This window comes from Myroides sp. C6-3, assembly GCF_050522425.1.
Classification (GTDB): domain Bacteria; phylum Bacteroidota; class Bacteroidia; order Flavobacteriales; family Flavobacteriaceae; genus Flavobacterium.
Window position 1 is genome coordinate 35,722 of record NZ_JBMVQP010000019.1, and the last position, 17,397, is coordinate 53,118.

18 protein-coding genes are annotated in these 17,397 nt (G+C 37.5%); 13 read left to right on the forward strand and 5 right to left on the reverse strand.

Annotation, left to right across the window (positions count from 1 at the left end; translation table 11 throughout):
- Window position 1: 1 nt before the first annotated feature.
- From ACPDG9_RS09420 to ACPDG9_RS09430, 3 genes are read right to left on the reverse strand one after another with little or no spacing between them, the layout of a single operon-like run.
- Window positions 2-544, reverse strand: coding sequence for a CopD family protein (locus ACPDG9_RS09420; protein WP_430527505.1), 543 nt, complete (start codon window positions 542-544; stop codon window positions 2-4).
- Window positions 545-553: 9 nt separating this feature from the next.
- The gene (gene hemH / locus ACPDG9_RS09425) at window positions 554-1,573 is read right to left on the reverse strand and encodes a ferrochelatase (protein WP_430527506.1); all 1,020 of its coding nucleotides are present in this window, start codon (window positions 1,571-1,573) and stop codon (window positions 554-556) included.
- Window positions 1,573-2,448, reverse strand: coding sequence for a helix-turn-helix transcriptional regulator (locus ACPDG9_RS09430; RefSeq protein WP_430527507.1), 876 nt, complete (start codon window positions 2,446-2,448; stop codon window positions 1,573-1,575). Before ACPDG9_RS09430 ends, hemH begins: the two co-directional genes overlap by 1 nt.
- A gap of 227 nt (window positions 2,449-2,675) precedes the next feature.
- On the opposite strand from ACPDG9_RS09430, the gene hemA reads away from it, so the two are divergent.
- The 11 genes from hemA to ACPDG9_RS09485 all read left to right on the forward strand — a co-directional run bounded on the left by hemA (window position 2,676) and on the right by ACPDG9_RS09485 (window position 12,689).
- Complete coding sequence (gene hemA, locus ACPDG9_RS09435; protein WP_430527508.1) at window positions 2,676-3,935, forward strand: glutamyl-tRNA reductase; 1,260 nt, start codon at window positions 2,676-2,678, stop codon at window positions 3,933-3,935.
- On the forward strand, window positions 3,928-4,863 hold the full coding sequence (gene hemC, locus ACPDG9_RS09440) for a hydroxymethylbilane synthase (RefSeq protein ID WP_430527509.1): 936 nt from the start codon (window positions 3,928-3,930) through the stop codon (window positions 4,861-4,863). Before hemA ends, hemC begins: the two co-directional genes overlap by 8 nt.
- 1 nt (window position 4,864) lies before the next feature.
- A complete protein-coding gene (locus tag ACPDG9_RS09445) occupies window positions 4,865-5,521 on the forward strand; it encodes a uroporphyrinogen-III synthase (protein ID WP_430527510.1) in 657 nt (218 codons plus the stop codon).
- Window positions 5,522-5,558: 37 nt separating this feature from the next.
- The gene (gene hemE, locus ACPDG9_RS09450; protein WP_430527511.1) at window positions 5,559-6,587 is read left to right on the forward strand and encodes a uroporphyrinogen decarboxylase; all 1,029 of its coding nucleotides are present in this window, start codon (window positions 5,559-5,561) and stop codon (window positions 6,585-6,587) included.
- A gap of 61 nt (window positions 6,588-6,648) precedes the next feature.
- Window positions 6,649-7,008 carry a hypothetical protein gene (locus ACPDG9_RS09455; RefSeq protein ID WP_430527512.1) on the forward strand — a complete coding sequence of 120 codons (360 nt, stop codon included), beginning with the start codon at window positions 6,649-6,651 and terminating at the stop codon, window positions 7,006-7,008.
- A gap of 39 nt (window positions 7,009-7,047) precedes the next feature.
- A complete protein-coding gene (hemF, locus tag ACPDG9_RS09460; protein WP_430527513.1) occupies window positions 7,048-7,962 on the forward strand; it encodes an oxygen-dependent coproporphyrinogen oxidase in 915 nt (304 codons plus the stop codon).
- A 190-nt stretch (window positions 7,963-8,152) separates the two neighbouring features.
- Window positions 8,153-8,419 carry a four helix bundle protein gene (locus tag ACPDG9_RS09465; protein ID WP_430527514.1) on the forward strand — a complete coding sequence of 89 codons (267 nt, stop codon included), beginning with the start codon at window positions 8,153-8,155 and terminating at the stop codon, window positions 8,417-8,419.
- A gap of 218 nt (window positions 8,420-8,637) precedes the next feature.
- The gene (gene hemB, locus ACPDG9_RS09470; RefSeq protein ID WP_430527515.1) at window positions 8,638-9,630 is read left to right on the forward strand and encodes a porphobilinogen synthase; all 993 of its coding nucleotides are present in this window, start codon (window positions 8,638-8,640) and stop codon (window positions 9,628-9,630) included.
- Window positions 9,631-9,793: 163 nt separating this feature from the next.
- On the forward strand, window positions 9,794-9,985 hold the full coding sequence (locus ACPDG9_RS09475) for a hypothetical protein (protein WP_430527516.1): 192 nt from the start codon (window positions 9,794-9,796) through the stop codon (window positions 9,983-9,985).
- A gap of 50 nt (window positions 9,986-10,035) precedes the next feature.
- Window positions 10,036-12,132 carry an outer membrane beta-barrel protein gene (locus tag ACPDG9_RS09480; RefSeq protein WP_430527517.1) on the forward strand — a complete coding sequence of 699 codons (2,097 nt, stop codon included), beginning with the start codon at window positions 10,036-10,038 and terminating at the stop codon, window positions 12,130-12,132.
- 143 nt (window positions 12,133-12,275) lie between these two features.
- Entirely contained in the window at window positions 12,276-12,689 is a 414-nt protein-coding gene (locus ACPDG9_RS09485) for a c-type cytochrome (protein WP_430527518.1), read from the forward strand.
- Window positions 12,690-12,766: 77 nt separating this feature from the next.
- Here ACPDG9_RS09485 and ACPDG9_RS09490 read toward each other — a convergent pair whose 3' ends face one another.
- A complete protein-coding gene (locus ACPDG9_RS09490) occupies window positions 12,767-13,558 on the reverse strand; it encodes a TlpA family protein disulfide reductase (protein ID WP_430527519.1) in 792 nt (263 codons plus the stop codon).
- A gap of 125 nt (window positions 13,559-13,683) precedes the next feature.
- Window positions 13,684-14,541 carry an alpha/beta hydrolase gene (locus tag ACPDG9_RS09495; RefSeq protein WP_430527520.1) on the reverse strand — a complete coding sequence of 286 codons (858 nt, stop codon included), beginning with the start codon at window positions 14,539-14,541 and terminating at the stop codon, window positions 13,684-13,686.
- A gap of 268 nt (window positions 14,542-14,809) precedes the next feature.
- On the opposite strand from ACPDG9_RS09495, the gene ACPDG9_RS09500 reads away from it, so the two are divergent.
- Window positions 14,810-16,411 (forward strand): fumarate hydratase, encoded by a 1,602-nt coding sequence (locus ACPDG9_RS09500; protein ID WP_430527521.1) that lies wholly within the window; start codon window positions 14,810-14,812, stop codon window positions 16,409-16,411.
- Between the two features lie 156 nt (window positions 16,412-16,567).
- The gene (locus ACPDG9_RS09505; RefSeq protein ID WP_430527522.1) at window positions 16,568-17,308 is read left to right on the forward strand and encodes an SDR family NAD(P)-dependent oxidoreductase; all 741 of its coding nucleotides are present in this window, start codon (window positions 16,568-16,570) and stop codon (window positions 17,306-17,308) included.
- Window positions 17,309-17,397: the final 89 nt, after the last annotated feature.

The following is a 17,397-nucleotide window of genomic DNA, read 5'->3' on the forward strand; positions in this document are numbered from 1 at the left end:
CTCACACTTTCTTTCGTTGACGAATTCGTTTATAAAGCTTAATACCTATCATTAATAATATAGCTAAACCTAGTAGTCCTACTACACCAAATATCCAGTTGAAAGCATTTTTTAAAAATACTAAAAAAACAATTGAAAATAAAATAATTGTTGCTCCTTCGTTCCATATTCTGAAAAAAGAAGATGATTTCGTTAGGGTATTCCGATTAATTTGCTTTACAAATTGATGGCATTTAAGGTGATAAGCGATTAAAAATAAGACAAACAACAGCTTGACATGCATCCAAGGTTGTTGTAGTAAAAAAGGGTTGAGAATAAAAAGAGAAAGACCGAATAACAAGGTGAGTATGGCTGCGGGCCATGTGATAATATTCCACAGTCGATTAGTCATTAGGCGGTATTGCTTTTTGAGAATTTCCTGTTCTATTTGTGGCTTTTCATTGGCCTCAACGTAGTAAACGAAGAGGCGAACGATATAGAATAAGCCCGCAAACCAGCAGACAACAAAGATGACGTGTAGAGCTTTTAAATATAAATAGGCCATAAATATCCGTTATTTTGTTTGTTGCCAAGTGGTAATCCACGTAGCTAAAGCATCAATAAAATCTTCATTGTCGTTCAGGCAAGGAATAGTTTTGAAGGAAGTTCCCCCGTGGTGTAGAAATTCTTCTTTGGCTTCCATGCCAATTTCTTCAAGCGTCTCTAAGCAATCTGCCACGAAGGCTGGCGTAACAACAGCTAGGTGTTTGATGCCATTTTGAGCCAATTCGTTAACTGTTTTGTCTGTAGGAGGTTGTAACCACTTATCTGGACCTAAACGTGACTGAAAGGTATTGGTGTACTTGCCTTCTGGTATGTTGAGCTTCTCAACTACTTGTTTGGTTGTTTCTAAACATTGGTGTCTGTAACAATGCTGATGTGCCGGAGAAGGGGTGTTGCAACACGATCCATCAATTTTACAGTGTGATTTTGTAGTGTCTGATTTGTAGATGTGACGTTCAGGAACACCGTGGTAAGAAAATAGGATATGGTCCCATTCATTTTGGTCTAAATGAGACTGAATAGAGGCCGCTAAAGCATCGATGTATTCCTGTCTGTTGTAAAAGGCAGGCAGGCTTGTGAGGGTCATGTTGGCAAAGTGCTTCTTGCGCAATTCTTCAGCTAAAACTTCAATGGTTTCGGTTGTAGCCATAGCAAATTGGGGATACAAAGGGATCATTAATACATCCGTTACCCCTTGGTCGTTCAGTTCTTGTAAGCCGGTTTTAATCGAAGGCTCGCCATAGCGCATCGCTAGGGCAATAGGCAGGTCTATTTTTTGTTGTAACTTTTTTTGTTGGCGCTGCGAGATGACAATTAACGGAGACCCTTCAGGTAGCCATACCTTCTGATAGGCGGCCGCTGATTTTTTGGGTCTTGTGTTGAGGATAATTCCCTTTACTAAAAACGCTCTTAGTAAATAAGGCATATCGATGACTCTTTTGTCCATTAAAAATTCATCTAAGTAAGGTTTTACATCCTCAGGGGTTGGAGATTTTGGCGAACCTAAATTTACAAGTAGTATCCCTTTCATTATTGATTGTTTGAATTAATTGACATTAAATATTTTTTAGGCGTTATGCCATATTTTTTCTTAAAAGCGGAAATGAAGTGACTAGCGGAACTGTAGCCAATTTTTAATCCTACCTCATTAACATTGTAGTTTCCTTCGTCTAATAGTTTGCGCGCATAGTCCATCTTGTAGTCAAAGAGGAAGCTGAAAACTGAGTCTCCGTAGATTTGCTTAAATCCGATTTTCAACTTTTTGATGTTTAAGCCAATGTGATCCGCCAACTCTTGTAGTGTAGGTGGCTCTGTCATTTGTTGAATGATGATGTCTTTGGCTTGTTTGATTTTTAAAACATCCTCTTCGTCGGATAAAAAAGGACAATTGTCGATGTTTTGCTCCTCATTGTAATTGAATACGAGGCTTAGTAGCTCATAGGTTTTGCCTTTGTAAAAAAGGTTTTTTACGGACGGATGCATGGTGGCATTGAGCATTTGCGTTAAGACAATGGCAATGGCAGGCGTGATTTTCTCTTCGGTATAGTATTTCTTTTCCTTATTCTCTTCCGTTAGAAAACCAATAAACTCAGCTTCGGATGAAAATAACGAGTGAAATTTTTTGATGGAAATCATCAAGCAAATGATGGCAGATTGACTCTTGATCTCTAAGTGAACAGGCAGTTGCTTTTGTGGGTTGTACAAAAGCAGTGACTTCTCTTCAGGTAGATCTAAGGTGTACGCACCATGGTTGTAAATAAATTGTCCACTGCCTTTTAAACAAAAGTAAAATTGAATAATATCTGTGCCGATTTCCTTGTGGAAACTCAACGATTGTGGACTGGTATTATCTATTTTGTAGACCGAAAATTCTGGGTCTATATTGATTTCTTCTATGGGACTCATAGCGTTATTTTTTTGAACAACAGGGAAACGTAATCTTGTATTTTTTATTTAGAATGATTCTATATAAACTCTTTTGTAACCCTTGGTAATACTGCAAATGTACTGTAATATAATGAAATATTGCTAATTGTTTTTCTTTTTCTTTGAGCGTTATTAATAGTCCCTCTAGCGTTACTTTTATCGAATCATTAGCGCTAAATTTGCTTACTTTTGAAATTGAAATAGGTATGGAAAAAATAGATAAGGTCAAATCAACTACTTTTTATGCAGTGGGATTAAGCTATAAAAAAGCGGATGCTGAGATGAGAGGGAAGTTTAGTTTGAGTGAAGAGGCCAAAGAAAATCTATTACGTCAAGCGAAAGAAGAAGGGATTGACAGTTTAATCGTGATCTCTACGTGTAATCGCACGGAGATTTATGGTTTTGCGCAGCATCCCTTTGAATTGATTAAGTTATTATGTGATAATAGTAATGGAACGGTTGACGATTTCCGACAAGTTGCGTATGTGTGTAAAAACAATGAGGCTATTCGCCATTTATTCCGCGTTGGAACGGGATTGGATAGTCAAATTTTAGGTGATTTTGAAATTATTAGTCAAATTCGAAATGGCTTTGTATTGGCGAAAGAACAAGGATTGACAACCAACTATTTTGAGCGTTTAGTTAATGCGGTTATTCAAGCGAGTAAACGCATAAAAAATGAAACGGAACTCAGTTCTGGAGCTACTTCTGTTTCTTTTGCAGCGGTACAGTATATCATGGATCAGGTGCAAGACATCTCCGCTAAGAATATTCTTCTATTTGGAACGGGGAAAATTGGTCGCAATACCTGTGAAAATCTGGTCAAACACACCCACAATGACCACATCGTTTTAATCAATAGAACAAAGGAACGCGCCTTAGAAGTGGCAGGGAAGTTTAACTTACACGTTAAAGATTACGAAAACTTAGAAGGGGAAATTACAAAGGCGGATGTGTTGGTCGTGGCGACGGGAGCTCAACAACCTACGATTGACATGGCAAAATTACAACTAGACAAGCCTTTAACAATACTGGATTTGTCTATTCCAAAAAACGTCGATCCAATTGTCGCTTCACATCCTTTGGTAGAGTTAATTCACATGGATGATCTGTCTAAAATGACGGATAAAACCATCGAGAGAAGAAAAGAATTCATCCCTCAGGCAGAAGAAATTATCGACGAAGTAATGTCGGAATTTGTCGCTTGGACTAAGATGAGAAAGTTTGCTCCGACGATTCACGCGCTAAAAACACGCCTAGAACAAATAAAAGATGGAGAAATTGACTACCATCGAAAAAAATATGAGAACTTTGATAGTGAACAAGCTGAAGTAATCACCATGCGTATTATTCAGAAGATCACGACCCATTTTGCTAATCATCTGCGACAGGAAGAAACGGTTGTTGATGACAGCATTGAATGGATAGAAAAAGTTTTTCAATTAGACACAAGACAAAATGGATAGAGTTATTCGTATCGGTACACGCGATAGCGAGCTTGCAATGTGGCAAGCAACAACAGTGGAAAAGGCCTTAAATGCGTTGGGATATAAAACGGAACTAGTTCCCGTGAAATCCGAAGGGGATTTGATCTTAGACAAGCCTTTATATGAAATGGGAATTACCGGTATTTTTACCAAAACCTTAGATGTGGCAATGATCAACAAAAAAGTAGACATTGCTGTGCATTCGATGAAGGATGTGCCAACGGCTTTACCTCAAGGCATCGTACAAGCTGCTGTACTAAAAAGAGCTAATACAGTAGATATTTTATTACACAAAGGTGATACAACCTTTTTAGACCCTGCAGTAGCCGCTATCGTGGCAACGGGGAGTTTAAGAAGAAAAGCGCAATGGTTGAATAGATTTCCTAAACATACACTCGTAGATTTAAGGGGGAATGTCAATACGAGAATGCAAAAGCTAACTGACAATGCAGACTGGAACGGGGCCATTTTCGCCTCAGCAGGATTGGATCGAATCAAGAAGAAACCCAAAGGATTTGTCAATTTAGATTGGATGATTCCCGCACCCGCACAAGGTGCAATGGTGGTAGTTGCTATGGCAGAAGACTCTTTTGCTTTGGATGCGTTACGTCAATTAAATGATTATGAGGCAGAGATGACTACGCATATTGAGCGTCAATTCTTGCGTACGTTAGAGGGTGGATGTACAGCGCCAATTGGTGCTATTGCTACTTATAACCAACAGGAAGAAACCATCGATTTTACTGGAGTATTGCTGTCGTTAGATGGAAAAGAAAAGTTTGAGGTGAAGAAAACCGTTCCGATTCAAGAGTGGAAGAAATTGGGATTCTTTGCTGCACAAGAATTGTTGGCCAATGGAGGACAAGCCTTGATGGAAAAACTTCGTCAGGAATTAAAACGCTCGTAGTATGCCTTTAGTTTTATCAACGCGAATATTGAATGATACGCATCGCTCTATACTAGAGACTTCCGCGCTCTCGTGGATAGAGCAAGACTTTATCGCGATAACGCCTCAAGTGTTTGCCGTTGATCAGGTAAGGGATATTGTGGTGTTTACGAGTCAAAATGCCGTTAAAAGTGTATTGAATAATCCACAAGCGCAATTGCTCAAAACCAAACCCGCGATCTGTGTAGGAATTAAAACCAAAGCTCTTTTAGAAGAACACGGATGGAAGGTATTGGCTTGGACACATTATGCGAAAGAATTAACCGCAGTTATTGAACGCGATTTTTCCGATCAGCGTTTTTCTTTTTGCTGTGGTAATATTCGACGTGAGGTTTTGCCTACTTTTTTTAAACAACACAACTTGATTTTTGATGAGTATGAAGCGTATCAAACAGTAAAACAACCCCATGTGCTTCAACAAAAAGTAGATGGTATCTGTTTTTACAGCCCGTCGGCAATTGAGAGTTTTTTACAAAACAATTCAATTACCACAGAAGTTTGCTTTTGTATTGGAGATACAACAGCAGATGCACTCAAAGAGATTACTACGCAGATTGTGGTAGCGAGTCAACCGACAATAGAAGCTACCCTACACGCGTGTTTAGCATATTATAAATAGTGTCAGCTAAAATTGACGTAATTAAATTGGTTTAGAAATGATTAAAAATGATTTATTCTTAAGAGCTTTAAAAGGAGAAACGGTGGAAAGACCACCCGTTTGGATGATGCGTCAAGCAGGTAGATACCTACCAGAATTCCGTGCTTTGCGAGATAAATACGATTTTTTTACCCGTTGTAGAATGCCGGAAATTGCAGCTGAAATTACGGTACAGCCTATTCGTATTGTACAACCAGATGCGGCTATTCTATTTTCTGATATTTTAGTTGTTCCACAAGCCATGAACATCCATGTGGAAATGAAAGAGGGTGTTGGACCTTGGGTGCCCAATCCGATTCGCTCTGCTAAAGATGTGGAACAGGTGATTGTTCCCAATATTGAAGAAACCTTAGGTTATGTGATGGAGGCTATTAAAGTAACCAAAGAAATGTTGAATGACGAAGTGCCTTTGATCGGTTTTGCTGGTTCTCCTTGGACGATCTTCTGCTATGCCGTGGAAGGAAAAGGATCGAAGAGCTTTGACTTGGCTAAGGGGTTTTGCTTCTCTGATCCAGTTGCTGCGCATACGTTATTGCAAAAAATTACGGATACAACCATCTTATACTTAAAAGAAAAAGTAAAAGCAGGAGTGAATGCCGTTCAAATTTTTGATTCGTGGGGAGGGATGCTTTCTCCTGTAGATTATCAAGAATTCTCTTGGAAATACATCAACCAAATTGTGGATGCGCTAGCAGAAATTACACCTGTTATCGTATTTGGTAAAGGTTGTTGGTTTGCTTTGCCTGAAATGGCACAGTCTAAAGCTTCTGCTCTAGGGGTAGATTGGACTTGTAGCCCACAAAATGCACGTTTGTTTACAGGTGGGAATATTACGCTACAAGGAAATTTTGATCCAAGCAGATTAATGTCTCCAATTCCTACTATTAAAAAGATGGTGCATGAGATGATTGATGCTTTCGGAAAAGATAAATATATCGTGAATCTAGGACATGGTATTTTACCACATATTCCAGTGGATCACGCCAAAGCTTTTATTGAAGCTGTAAAAGAATACGAACACAAATAAAAATACAGCAAAAAGGTTTACGGAAATAGCGTAAACTTTTTTGTTTTTTATAGAAAGGCTTATGTTAAACAAAGGAGTAAAAAGCGAAGAAGACAGACGAATTGAATCGATTGTCGTAAAACTTTCATCCATTGGATTCGTTCCGGATGATCTACAAGTAAAGGAAGAAATTGATGTTGAACTAGGTAAAATGGGCTTGACGTATGAGGTTCTGGTATCGATGGAATCATCAGCGCTTCATGCACATCTAGTGAAATTCAATTTTGGATGGGATCGCATGGAACAATTTGCTGATGTATTAGTTAACTGGTCTAAAACGGAGCCCCAATTCAAAGCGAAAGCGAAGAACTTATATACTTTTATTCAAAATGAAAGTAAGGCTTTCTCTTTTGAAATAATGGGTAAAATCGCTCAACTATAACAGAAAGAAATAAAACCGATACGCTTGTTTAAGGGAAGTATGAAAGAAAAATTTTATCACTATATACAGCAACTTCAGGATCAAATTACCGCGAAATTGGAAGCGGTTGATGGAGAAGCTAAATTTCAACAAGACCTGTGGGAACGCCCCGGAGGTGGAGGTGGAAGAACACGTGTTATTGAAAATGGACGTGTATTTGAAAAAGGTGGAGTGAATATCTCTGCTGTACACGGAGAATTACCCGTGGCCATGCAAAAGTATTTTAACGTGGGCGATGTAGATTTTTACGCCTGTGGATTGAGCTTAGTCATCCATCCGAAAAATCCAATGGTGCCGACAGTTCACGCCAATTGGCGCTACTTTGAGATGTACGATAAGCAAGGAAAAGTAGTGCGTTCTTGGTTTGGAGGCGGACAAGATCTAACGCCCTATTACTTATTCGAAGAAGATGCTACCCATTTTCATCAAGTGTGTAAAAGAGCTTGTGATCAACATGATGCAACATTTTATCCGCTGTATAAAAAGCAATGTGACAACTATTTCTGGAATGCACACCGAGAAGAAGCACGAGGAATAGGTGGGCTTTTCTTCGATCGATTGGAAGAAACAACGGATAAATCTGCCCAACAGTGGTATGATTTTGTTACCACAGTCGGAAATAGCTTCCTAGAGGCCTATGTGCCTATTGTTGAAAAACGCAAAACGTTAACCTACACTACTGAACAACGCAATTGGCAAGAAATTCGAAGAGGTCGTTATGTTGAGTTTAATCTTGTTCACGATAAAGGAACGCTATTCGGATTGAAAACTAATGGACGTATCGAGTCGATATTGATGAGTCTACCTCCACATGTACAATGGGTATATGATCATCAACCAGAAGAAGGTAGTGAAGAAGAGAAGTTGTTGAAGGTGTTAGCTAATCCTGTGGATTGGGTACTAGTTAACAGTTAACAGTTAACGGTTAACAAATGGGGTGGAAATGTGGATTGATAAGTTTTATTGTTTATTTTAATTATTAAAATTGGAATATTTCTTGTTGCTATTGTTTTTCATAGTGACAATAAATAGACAATAAAAAGGTAGATTATCGCAATTACAGGTATGGATATTAAGTCATCAATTAGTATTGAAAACCTATCTGGTGCTTCAGGCATTTCCTAGTTATAAACAATTTAATCTAACAGATCAATTAAGAAGAGCTGTTGTGTCAATACCAACAAATATAGTTGAAGGATGTAGTAAGGATACTCAAAAGGAGTTAATCCGTTATTTATATATCTCTTCGGGTTCTACCCATGAAGTAGAGTATTTGTTGTTATTATCTAAAGACTTAGGATATTTAAAGGAGATAGATTATCTCCAATTACAAGAAGATGTTGTAAGTATAAAAAAATGCTTGCAGTTTTAATAAAGAAAATAAAACAAGCGATTGGTTAATTAGTCGTTGACGGTTTATCGTTCACAGTAAACAGTACACTGTCAACTGTAAACCATAACCTGTTTATGATAAACAAAGCTTGTTTGAATAAATAAATAAAATAAATAATTAATTGACAGTACACCGTAAACTGTACACCGTAAACCGTATACCGTTCGCCGCAAACTGTCAACCGTAAACCAAATACTATGTTTCCATTACAAAGAGGTAGAAGATTAAGAACAAGTGAGTCCATCCGAAGTCTAGTTAGAGAGACGATTGTGACCCCACAAGATTTTATGTTTCCCATGTTTATTGCTGAGGGAACAAATGTTGAAGAACCGATTTTATCCATGCCAGGAATCTATAGAAGATCAGTAGACTTAACGGTAAAAGAGGTAAAAGAATTATATGCATTGGGCATTCGCGCTGTGAATATCTATGTGAAGGTGAGTGATCACCTAAAAGATAACGCGGGTACTGAATCATGGAACGCCAACGGATTGATGCAAACTGCAATTAAGGCAATCAAAGACGCTTGTCCCGAAATGATTGTGATGCCTGATGTGGCCTTAGATCCTTATTCTATTTACGGACACGATGGAATTATCGAAAACGGAAAAGTAGTCAATGATGCAACCGTGGATGCACTGACGCGCATGAGTGTGTCTCACGCTGCTGCGGGTGCGGATTTTGTAGCGCCAAGTGATATGATGGACGGACGTGTGTTGCGCATGCGTGAGGCTTTAGATCAATCAGGCTATACGGATGTAGGAATCATGAGCTATTCTGCTAAATATGCTTCAGCATTTTATGGACCATTTAGAGATGCATTAGATAGTGCACCTCGTGCAAATGTAGAAATTCCAAAAGACAAGAAAACCTATCAAATGGATTACGCCAACCGCATCGAAGCGATCAAAGAAGCGTTGTATGATGTAGAAGAAGGAGCAGATATCGTGATGGTAAAACCAGGGATTGCTTATTTAGATATTGTGCGTGAAGTAAAAGACGCCGTGAATGTACCCGTATCGGTATATCACGTATCTGGAGAATATGCTATGGTCAAAGCAGCCGCTGAGAAAGGGTGGTTGGATCACGATTTAGTCATGATGGAACAACTAACTTGTATCAAACGCGCTGGTGCGAGTATCATCTCCACGTATTTTGCAAAAGAAGCGGCAATCTTGCTGAATAAATAAAGACCATATGAAAAGGGAGTTCGAAAAGAGCTCCCTTTTTTATTACCTATAGTGGAGATTGAGCTATGATAATTTGTATTTTAAGGTATGGTTTGAACTGGGCTGTCAATTGTTAATAAAGTATTTCATTGTACCTTAGTCTAATAGATCAAAAACAGTCTAGATGAGGTATTGTTTCATAATTATCGCTTTGTTTTTTTCCTTGATTTGCCAAGCTCAATATCAAATAGCAGGTCAATTAAAAACGACTAGTGAAGAAGCGGTGTCTTATAGAGTTGTGGAGTTACACCAAGGTAATCGTCTCATTCAGCGCACCTTTGCCGATGAACAAGGACTTTTGTACTTAAAGATATAACTTCAGACTCTTATACCTTAAGAGTGTCTTCTATTTATTATCAAACCTATGTGCAACTACTAGTAGTCAATCAAGATATCGTGTTATTTCCGCTAGTCTTACAAGATGATCCTCAATACTTGGAAGAACTGGTTATAAAAACGAAAGAAAGACCTATTGTGCAAACCAATGATGGTGTTTTGCTTCGCGTACATGAAACACGATTGAAAAATCAACCCGATGTTCTTTCGGTTTTAAATTATGCCCCCAATGTCTCTACAACAGATGGTGTTAAAATATTAGAAAGTGACGAGATTTTGCTTCAAGTCGATGGTAAAGATCTGAGGATTGACAAAAGTAGAATTGCTACTTTCTTAGAAACATTAAATCCGAGTATGATTGATGAAATCGAAATAGTTGATCGTGTGGATGGAAGTGTAGAAGGAGAAAAGAGAGGTATAATTAGAATCACCACGATTCAAAATCAAGGATGGACAGGGAATATACGTCAAAATACTTCTTACAATGATAAATGGGGGTATTCGACTGATGCAAGCTTATTTTATCAGCACAAGGATTTTAGAGTATTTGGAAATTATTATCATGCGAGACATAAAACCCGAGCATATGGAAAAGGCATATTAAACGAAAATTCAACTCAACTTCATTATGATAATAGAGAAAAAAGCAAAGTCAACAGAAAGAGTGATTATGTCACTTTAGGGGCAGATTATCAAATAAATAAGAACAGTAATTTAAGTTTTATTTACCTTTTCGAGGATGATCAAGATGACAATCATCAGCGAACAGTTCTTTCGACAATTTCAGGCCCTTCCTTAGCTTCTGATTCTTTAATTTTATCCCGAACATTTTTTGATCAAGTGAACAAGATGCATTCCGCTTCTTTATCTTTTACACATGATTTAGATACTTTAGACTCAAAACTTACAGTTGCTTTTGATTTGGCTAAGAAAAAGTATAGGAATCCTTTCGAACAACAAAATATTTACCAAAGCACAACATTGTTTGCTAGAGAAGAGAATGTTCAAAATGCTAGAGCAAAGAATGATATCTATGTATTGAACATCCAATGGAGAAAAAATTATAAAGATCAAAGTACATTGTCTTTAGGTACAAGAGTGTCTTTAGTTGACAACAAAGATTACTTTCATTTTTCTGAATTAGTAAAGGAAAATTGGACATTAAATAATGAGTTCTCCAACGATTTTTTCTTGAAAAAATATATTTTTGCAGCCTTTGCCGTTTTTTCTCTTCCACTAACACAAAATTCAAAATTTACTGTAGGAACACGAATAGAATATAACTACAATCGCTTCAATTCTAATACTATTCTTGGAAATAATCAGAATTTTAGAGTATTACCTAATGTGTCGTTTTCAACAAAATTGAATGAACGGCCCTTTTATATTTCAGCTATTCAACGTTTAACAAGACCAAACTATGCGTTGTTTAATACAACCTATGTTAAAGATAGCCCTATTAGTGCTTTTCAAGGAAATGAAAAACTGAAACCTACTGATATTTATAGCGTTCAAATGGGGTATCGATTTAAAAATAATATATCCTTGAATTGGCGGTATAATCATGCAAAGAACAACAGTGTTAATCTACCTTTGAATATTAATGGGGTTGTCGTTACTAGCCCAATAAATGCTGGTTATAGAAATGATCTATTCGCTTTTGTTTCATGGCCATATACAATTGCTAATTGGTGGGAAATTTCTACAAAAGCAACAGGTGCATATTTGGATTTTAAATTACCAGATCAGAAGTTTTCTTCATTGTATGCTAATCTTAATTTAAATAGTATATGGTATCTCTTTAATGATTTGGAGGTAAATATCAATTATTCATATACTTCGGATTTTCGTGTTTTATATACGAAAATGAAACAAGTTCACACACTCAATTTTACCGTGTTTTATCCCTTATCACCAGCATTTGGTTTGACTATCGGTGCTACTGATTTATTTAATTCAAGGCGGACGCGACAAGAGTATAATTTGAACAATTTATATAGTTATACAGATCATCGTTATAATTCTAGAAGTTGTTTTTTGTCGATTAAGTATAATTTTAATAAAAGCAAAGAAGTGGATGAAGATATTAGAAGTATGGAGATTGAAGAAGAGAAGGGGAGATTTTAAAGAGATAACTCCATGGATGAGTGGTGTTTTTCAGAGGGATCAATACGGTAGATGTCGTTTTTTTACATGAATTGGAGTGATTTGTGAAAGAGGGAACCCAAATTGTTTTTGTATTTTTGATACAACAAATAAACAAACAATTTATGCGTAACTATCTACTTAAAGCAATACCGTTTTTTGCAGCAGTACTTTTAGTCTCTTGCGGTAAAAAAGAAGAAAAACCAGCCATGCCTGAACCTGTATATGAATCTGAACGCGGTGGGGCAACTGAAATGAGTCAAACGGAAAAAATTGCCTTGGGAAAACAAATTTTCGAAGGAAAAGGAACCTGTGCTTCTTGTCATATAGCAGACAAAAAAGTAATTGGTCCGAGTGTGAGAGAAATTATTGAAATTTACGATAAACACGATGTGAGTCTAATTTCCTTTTTGAAAGGACAAGAAGAAGCTATCGTGGATCCTGCACAATTCATCATTATGCAGGCAAACTTAGAGATCACTAAGAAATTTAGTGATGCCGAGTTAGAGGCTTTGGAAGCCTACATGCGCAGCATGTAAGTATCCTTTTTTATACGTTATTGTCATCTACATAAAAAGCTTGAGTACAGATTCGGTACTCAAGCTTTTTTTATTCGTTAGATATGTTTTTTGATTTGATCGATTTTAATCCCTCGATTGGAAGAGTAAACCACTTTGTTATTTTTCTTCACCATCACATAAGGAACAGCCTTGTTCTTTAAGTTGTAGTTAGGTATTAAGTGCTTGATCAGTACTTCTGAAGTAAATACATCCCAAGGATGCTCAAGTGAGCCAAAGTTTTTATAAGCACTCCCTTCTGTATAGTTTTTTAAATTAGTCGCCGAACTAATGTATAAGGCGGTGAAAGAAATATCTTTATACGCAGGGTCAGTAGCTAATTGATTAAGCGCTGGATAGGCTTGCATACAAGGTCCGCAATTCGTTGAGGTAATGATAAACACTCCATCCCTTGTTAACAAGTCTGCTAGTTCATACGTTTGACCCGAAAAAGTGGCAAATTGAGTCTCCCCTGTTGAGAGAGAGGTAGAAGCGACGTCTACCGTTGGTTGTGTATTGTCAAAAGAAATTGTACCATCTACTTCGATGACAATTTCTCTATTGTCCTCATCGATAATTGTTACCCGATTGTGAACCCCTGTACGATCATAAGAAAAAATCTGGTAGTATACACCAAATTGATCACCACTGCCTTTTCGGAGTAGATCGGAGTCGATGTATTTGAGCTTGTCCTTAGAAGCCATCTTCATGGTGCTTTTAAAAGCCTGTAGATCTTTTGGGGATAAATTCTCAAGCAACAAAGGAAAATGTTCTTTGATGTAGTTGTCTTTTTTCGATTGTCCTAAGGCTAAGGTTGTGCCCAGTAAGAACAAGAGTAATGTTTTTTTCATGGTTTGATTGGATTATACGTATGGTATAATCCAATCGATGTGCTATGTATTATCCGTTTTCTAATATATTGAATAACAGCGTGTTGTGTTCGTTATGGAAATGGAACTGTCCATAAATGAACGGTTTATTGTTCGCTTTTACGGTGAAATTGCTTTTTCAGCGCATTTAAAGTCCCTTGATGTAATACGGTAGCGTGTACTTCATCTTTCATATAATCAAAACTGGAATGAATCAGTGGGTTTGCTTGAAGCATGTCGTAAAGGCGATTACCTACTTCATACATCATTTCGTTTTCTTCTTTGCTTGGAACACCTACATAAACATTGACGGGCTGTTTGATCTTTTTCAATAAGCACTCATTTGTTTCGTTCAATAATTCTTCTTCTCCCCACCAGAAACTCGGACTTATAATGATGTAGTTCGAAAATAGATAAGGGTGTTTGATCAGCAAATAAGAAGACATCAATCCTGCTAAAGATTCTCCAACAACTGTACGTTCATTTGTAGTGTTGTAGTGTTGATCAATATAGGGAATCAATTCTCCTTCTAAAAAAGCCGCATAAGGTTCTGCTCCACCGTATTGAGGGAAAAAGTCTTTGCTGTATTTTAGCTTGTCTAAAAAGTCGATGTTAGGCACAGCAAAGGTAAAATCTCTTCGGCGATTGACGTTTTCAATTCCCACCACAATGGCCTCTGGAAAGCGATTGATCCAAGGTTGTGAACTCACGCGGAAAAGACCCGCTAAATGAATAAAATCTTCCTCTACCCCTCCATCTAAAATGTAAACGACAGGATATTTAATTGTGTCATTCGGTTGATAGTAAGGAGGTAAATAGATATTAATTGTTCTTGTTTCATTTAATATAGTTGACTCCATTGTGATGGATTCGCCAATTGTTATTTTGTTCGCTTCTTTTTGTCCAAATGCTATAAAAGCAAATAAGAAAAAAGTAGCAGTTAGTACTTTGTGTAAAACTGTCATAGGGTATAAATTAATACATTCAAAAGTAAATAAAATGAAAGGGACATGAACAATTTGCGTTGAAAAAGGAACAAGTCCTTTCAAAATTAAGGCTGTAGAGAGCGAAAGGTTTGAGCTTAAATGATTGCATATCACAGCGTCAATGGATGGAATAAAAAAAAAGATAGAGTCGGGAAGCCCTGTGTATACGGGTTATTTAGAAACGTTCTATGGTTTTTTGATTGGTATATTTCGTAATTTTAGCAAACAAAAATAAACGTATAATTCCATGGACTTTATCTATCAAGATCCGTATCCAATTCAAAAAGACGATACGAAGTATAAGAAAATTTCTTCTGATTTTGTAAAAATCGAGAAACTAGGTGATCGCGAAATCTTAGTTGTAGATCCAAAGGCTTTAGAAGTTTTATCTGAAGCAGCGATGACTGATGTTTCTTTCATGTTGAGAACGGCTCACTTAGAAAGCTTAAAGGCAATCTTAGACGATCCAGAGGCAACGGATAACGATCGTTTTGTGGCGTATAACCTATTGCAAAATGCAGTTGTTGCTATTGACGGGCAATTACCTTCTTGTCAAGATACAGGAACGGCTATTGTTGTAGCCAAAAAAGGAGAAAACGTTTATACAGGATCCAATGATGCTGAAAGTTTGTCTAAAGGAATTTTCAATACCTACCAAAAGAAAAATTTGAGATACTCTCAGATTGTTCCGATCAGTATGTTTGAAGAGAAGAACTCAGGGTCGAATTTACCTGCACAAATTGATATTTATGCCACAGAAGGTCAAAAATACGAATTCTTATTTTTGGCAAAAGGTGGAGGATCTGCCAATAAGACGTTCTTGTACCAAAAGACCAAGTCCTTGTTAAATGATAAAAACTTAACGGAGTTTATCAAAGAAAAAATCATGGATTTAGGTACATCAGCATGTCCTCCTTACCACTTAGCTTTAGTGATTGGTGGTACATCGGCAGAAGCGAACCTAGCAGCAGTAAAAAAAGCATCTGCTGGATATTACGATAATCTACCTACTTCGGGTAACATGGGAGGTCAAGCCTTTCGCGATATCGAATGGGAGAAAAAACTACAATTGATCTGTCAAGAATCTCATATTGGAGCACAGTTTGGTGGAAAATATTTCACCCATGATGTACGTGTAATTCGCTTACCTCGTCACGCCGCTTCTTGTCCAGTTGGATTAGGGGTTTCATGTTCGGCAGACCGCAACATCAAAGCTAAAATTACAGCAGAAGGGTTATTTATTGAACAGTTGGAAGAAAATCCAGCGCGTTTATTGCCTGCAGTAGCACCTCACTTAGAAGAGCCTGTGGTGATTGATTTGGATAGACCAATGAAAGAACAATTGGCAGAATTGACTAAACATCCAATCAAAACACGTGTCATGTTAAATGGAACGGTGATCGTTGCGCGTGATATTGCACATGCGAAGATTCAAGAGATGTTAGACAAGGGTGAAGCCATGCCAGACTATTTCAAAAACCATCCCGTGTATTACGCTGGACCAGCAAAAACACCAGAGGGAATGCCTTCAGGAAGTTTCGGACCAACGACAGCAGGACGTATGGACCCTTATGTAGATCCTTTCCAAGCCGTTGGCGGAAGTATGATTATGCTGGCAAAAGGAAACCGTTCTCAAGCGGTAACAGATGCTTGTAAAAAACACGGTGGATTCTATTTAGGATCAATTGGTGGACCTGCAGCAATCTTAGCGAAAGAGAATATCTTGAGTGTTGAGGTTGTTGATTTCCCAGAATTGGGAATGGAAGCGGTTCGCAAAATCGTGGTAAAAGATTTCCCTGCTTTTATTATCACAGATGATAAAGGAAATGATTTCTTCCAAAATTTGTAAAATAGACAAGAACTCAATAACGAGAAAAAGCTGTCTTACTTCGGTAAGGCAGTTTTTTTTTGTCCTTTGAAAATTAAAAATCTGTTAATTAAATCGTTGGAAACCAGTATTCTCAATTACAATACGTAACTTAATAGGAACTAAAAAATAATAAATATGAAAATGTTAGAAAATAAAGTTGCGATTGTTACGGGAGGTGCTTCTGGAATTGGAAAAGCCATTGTTGAATTATTTGTCAAAGAAGGTGCAAAGGTGGTAATTGCGGATTTGAATGAAGAATTGGGCAATAAATTAGCTACAAGTCTAGGTGCAAATACACATTTTGTAAAATCAAATGCAGCTTTACCCTCTGATAATGAAACGTTAGTTGCAGAGACGTTAAAGATATTTGGCCAATTAGATGTTGCAGTCAATAATGCGGGTATTGGTGGAGCAAGTGCCCCGACAGGCGAATACGATCTTGACGAATGGAAAAAAGTAACTTCAATTAATTTAGACGGTGTATTTTACGGTATGCGTTATCAAATTCCAGCGATGCTGAAAAATGGAAAGGGAAGTATTATCAATATGGCGTCGATTTTAGGACAAGTTGGGTTTGCGGGATCTTCCGCTTATGTTGCCGCTAAACACGGTGTCGTGGGATTAACAAAAGCCGCAGGTTGGGAATATGGTACACAAGGGATTCGCGTAAATGCTGTCGGTCCTGGTTTTATCGAAACACCTTTGCTGACCTCCATGGATCCCAAGGTCAAGCATTTCTTAGAATCTCAACACGCGATGCAGCGTTTAGGAACAGCAGAAGAAGTTGCAGAATTGGTCCTTTGGTTAGCATCCGACAAAGCTTCATTCGCCACAGGAGGGTATTATCCCATTGAAGGAGGTTATTTAGCAAAATAATAATAACGTAAGGATTTAGTCGTTTCGACTAAATCCTTTTTTTTATATCTAAAATTGAGGGAGCAATTATTCGACTAAAAAAAGTAAAT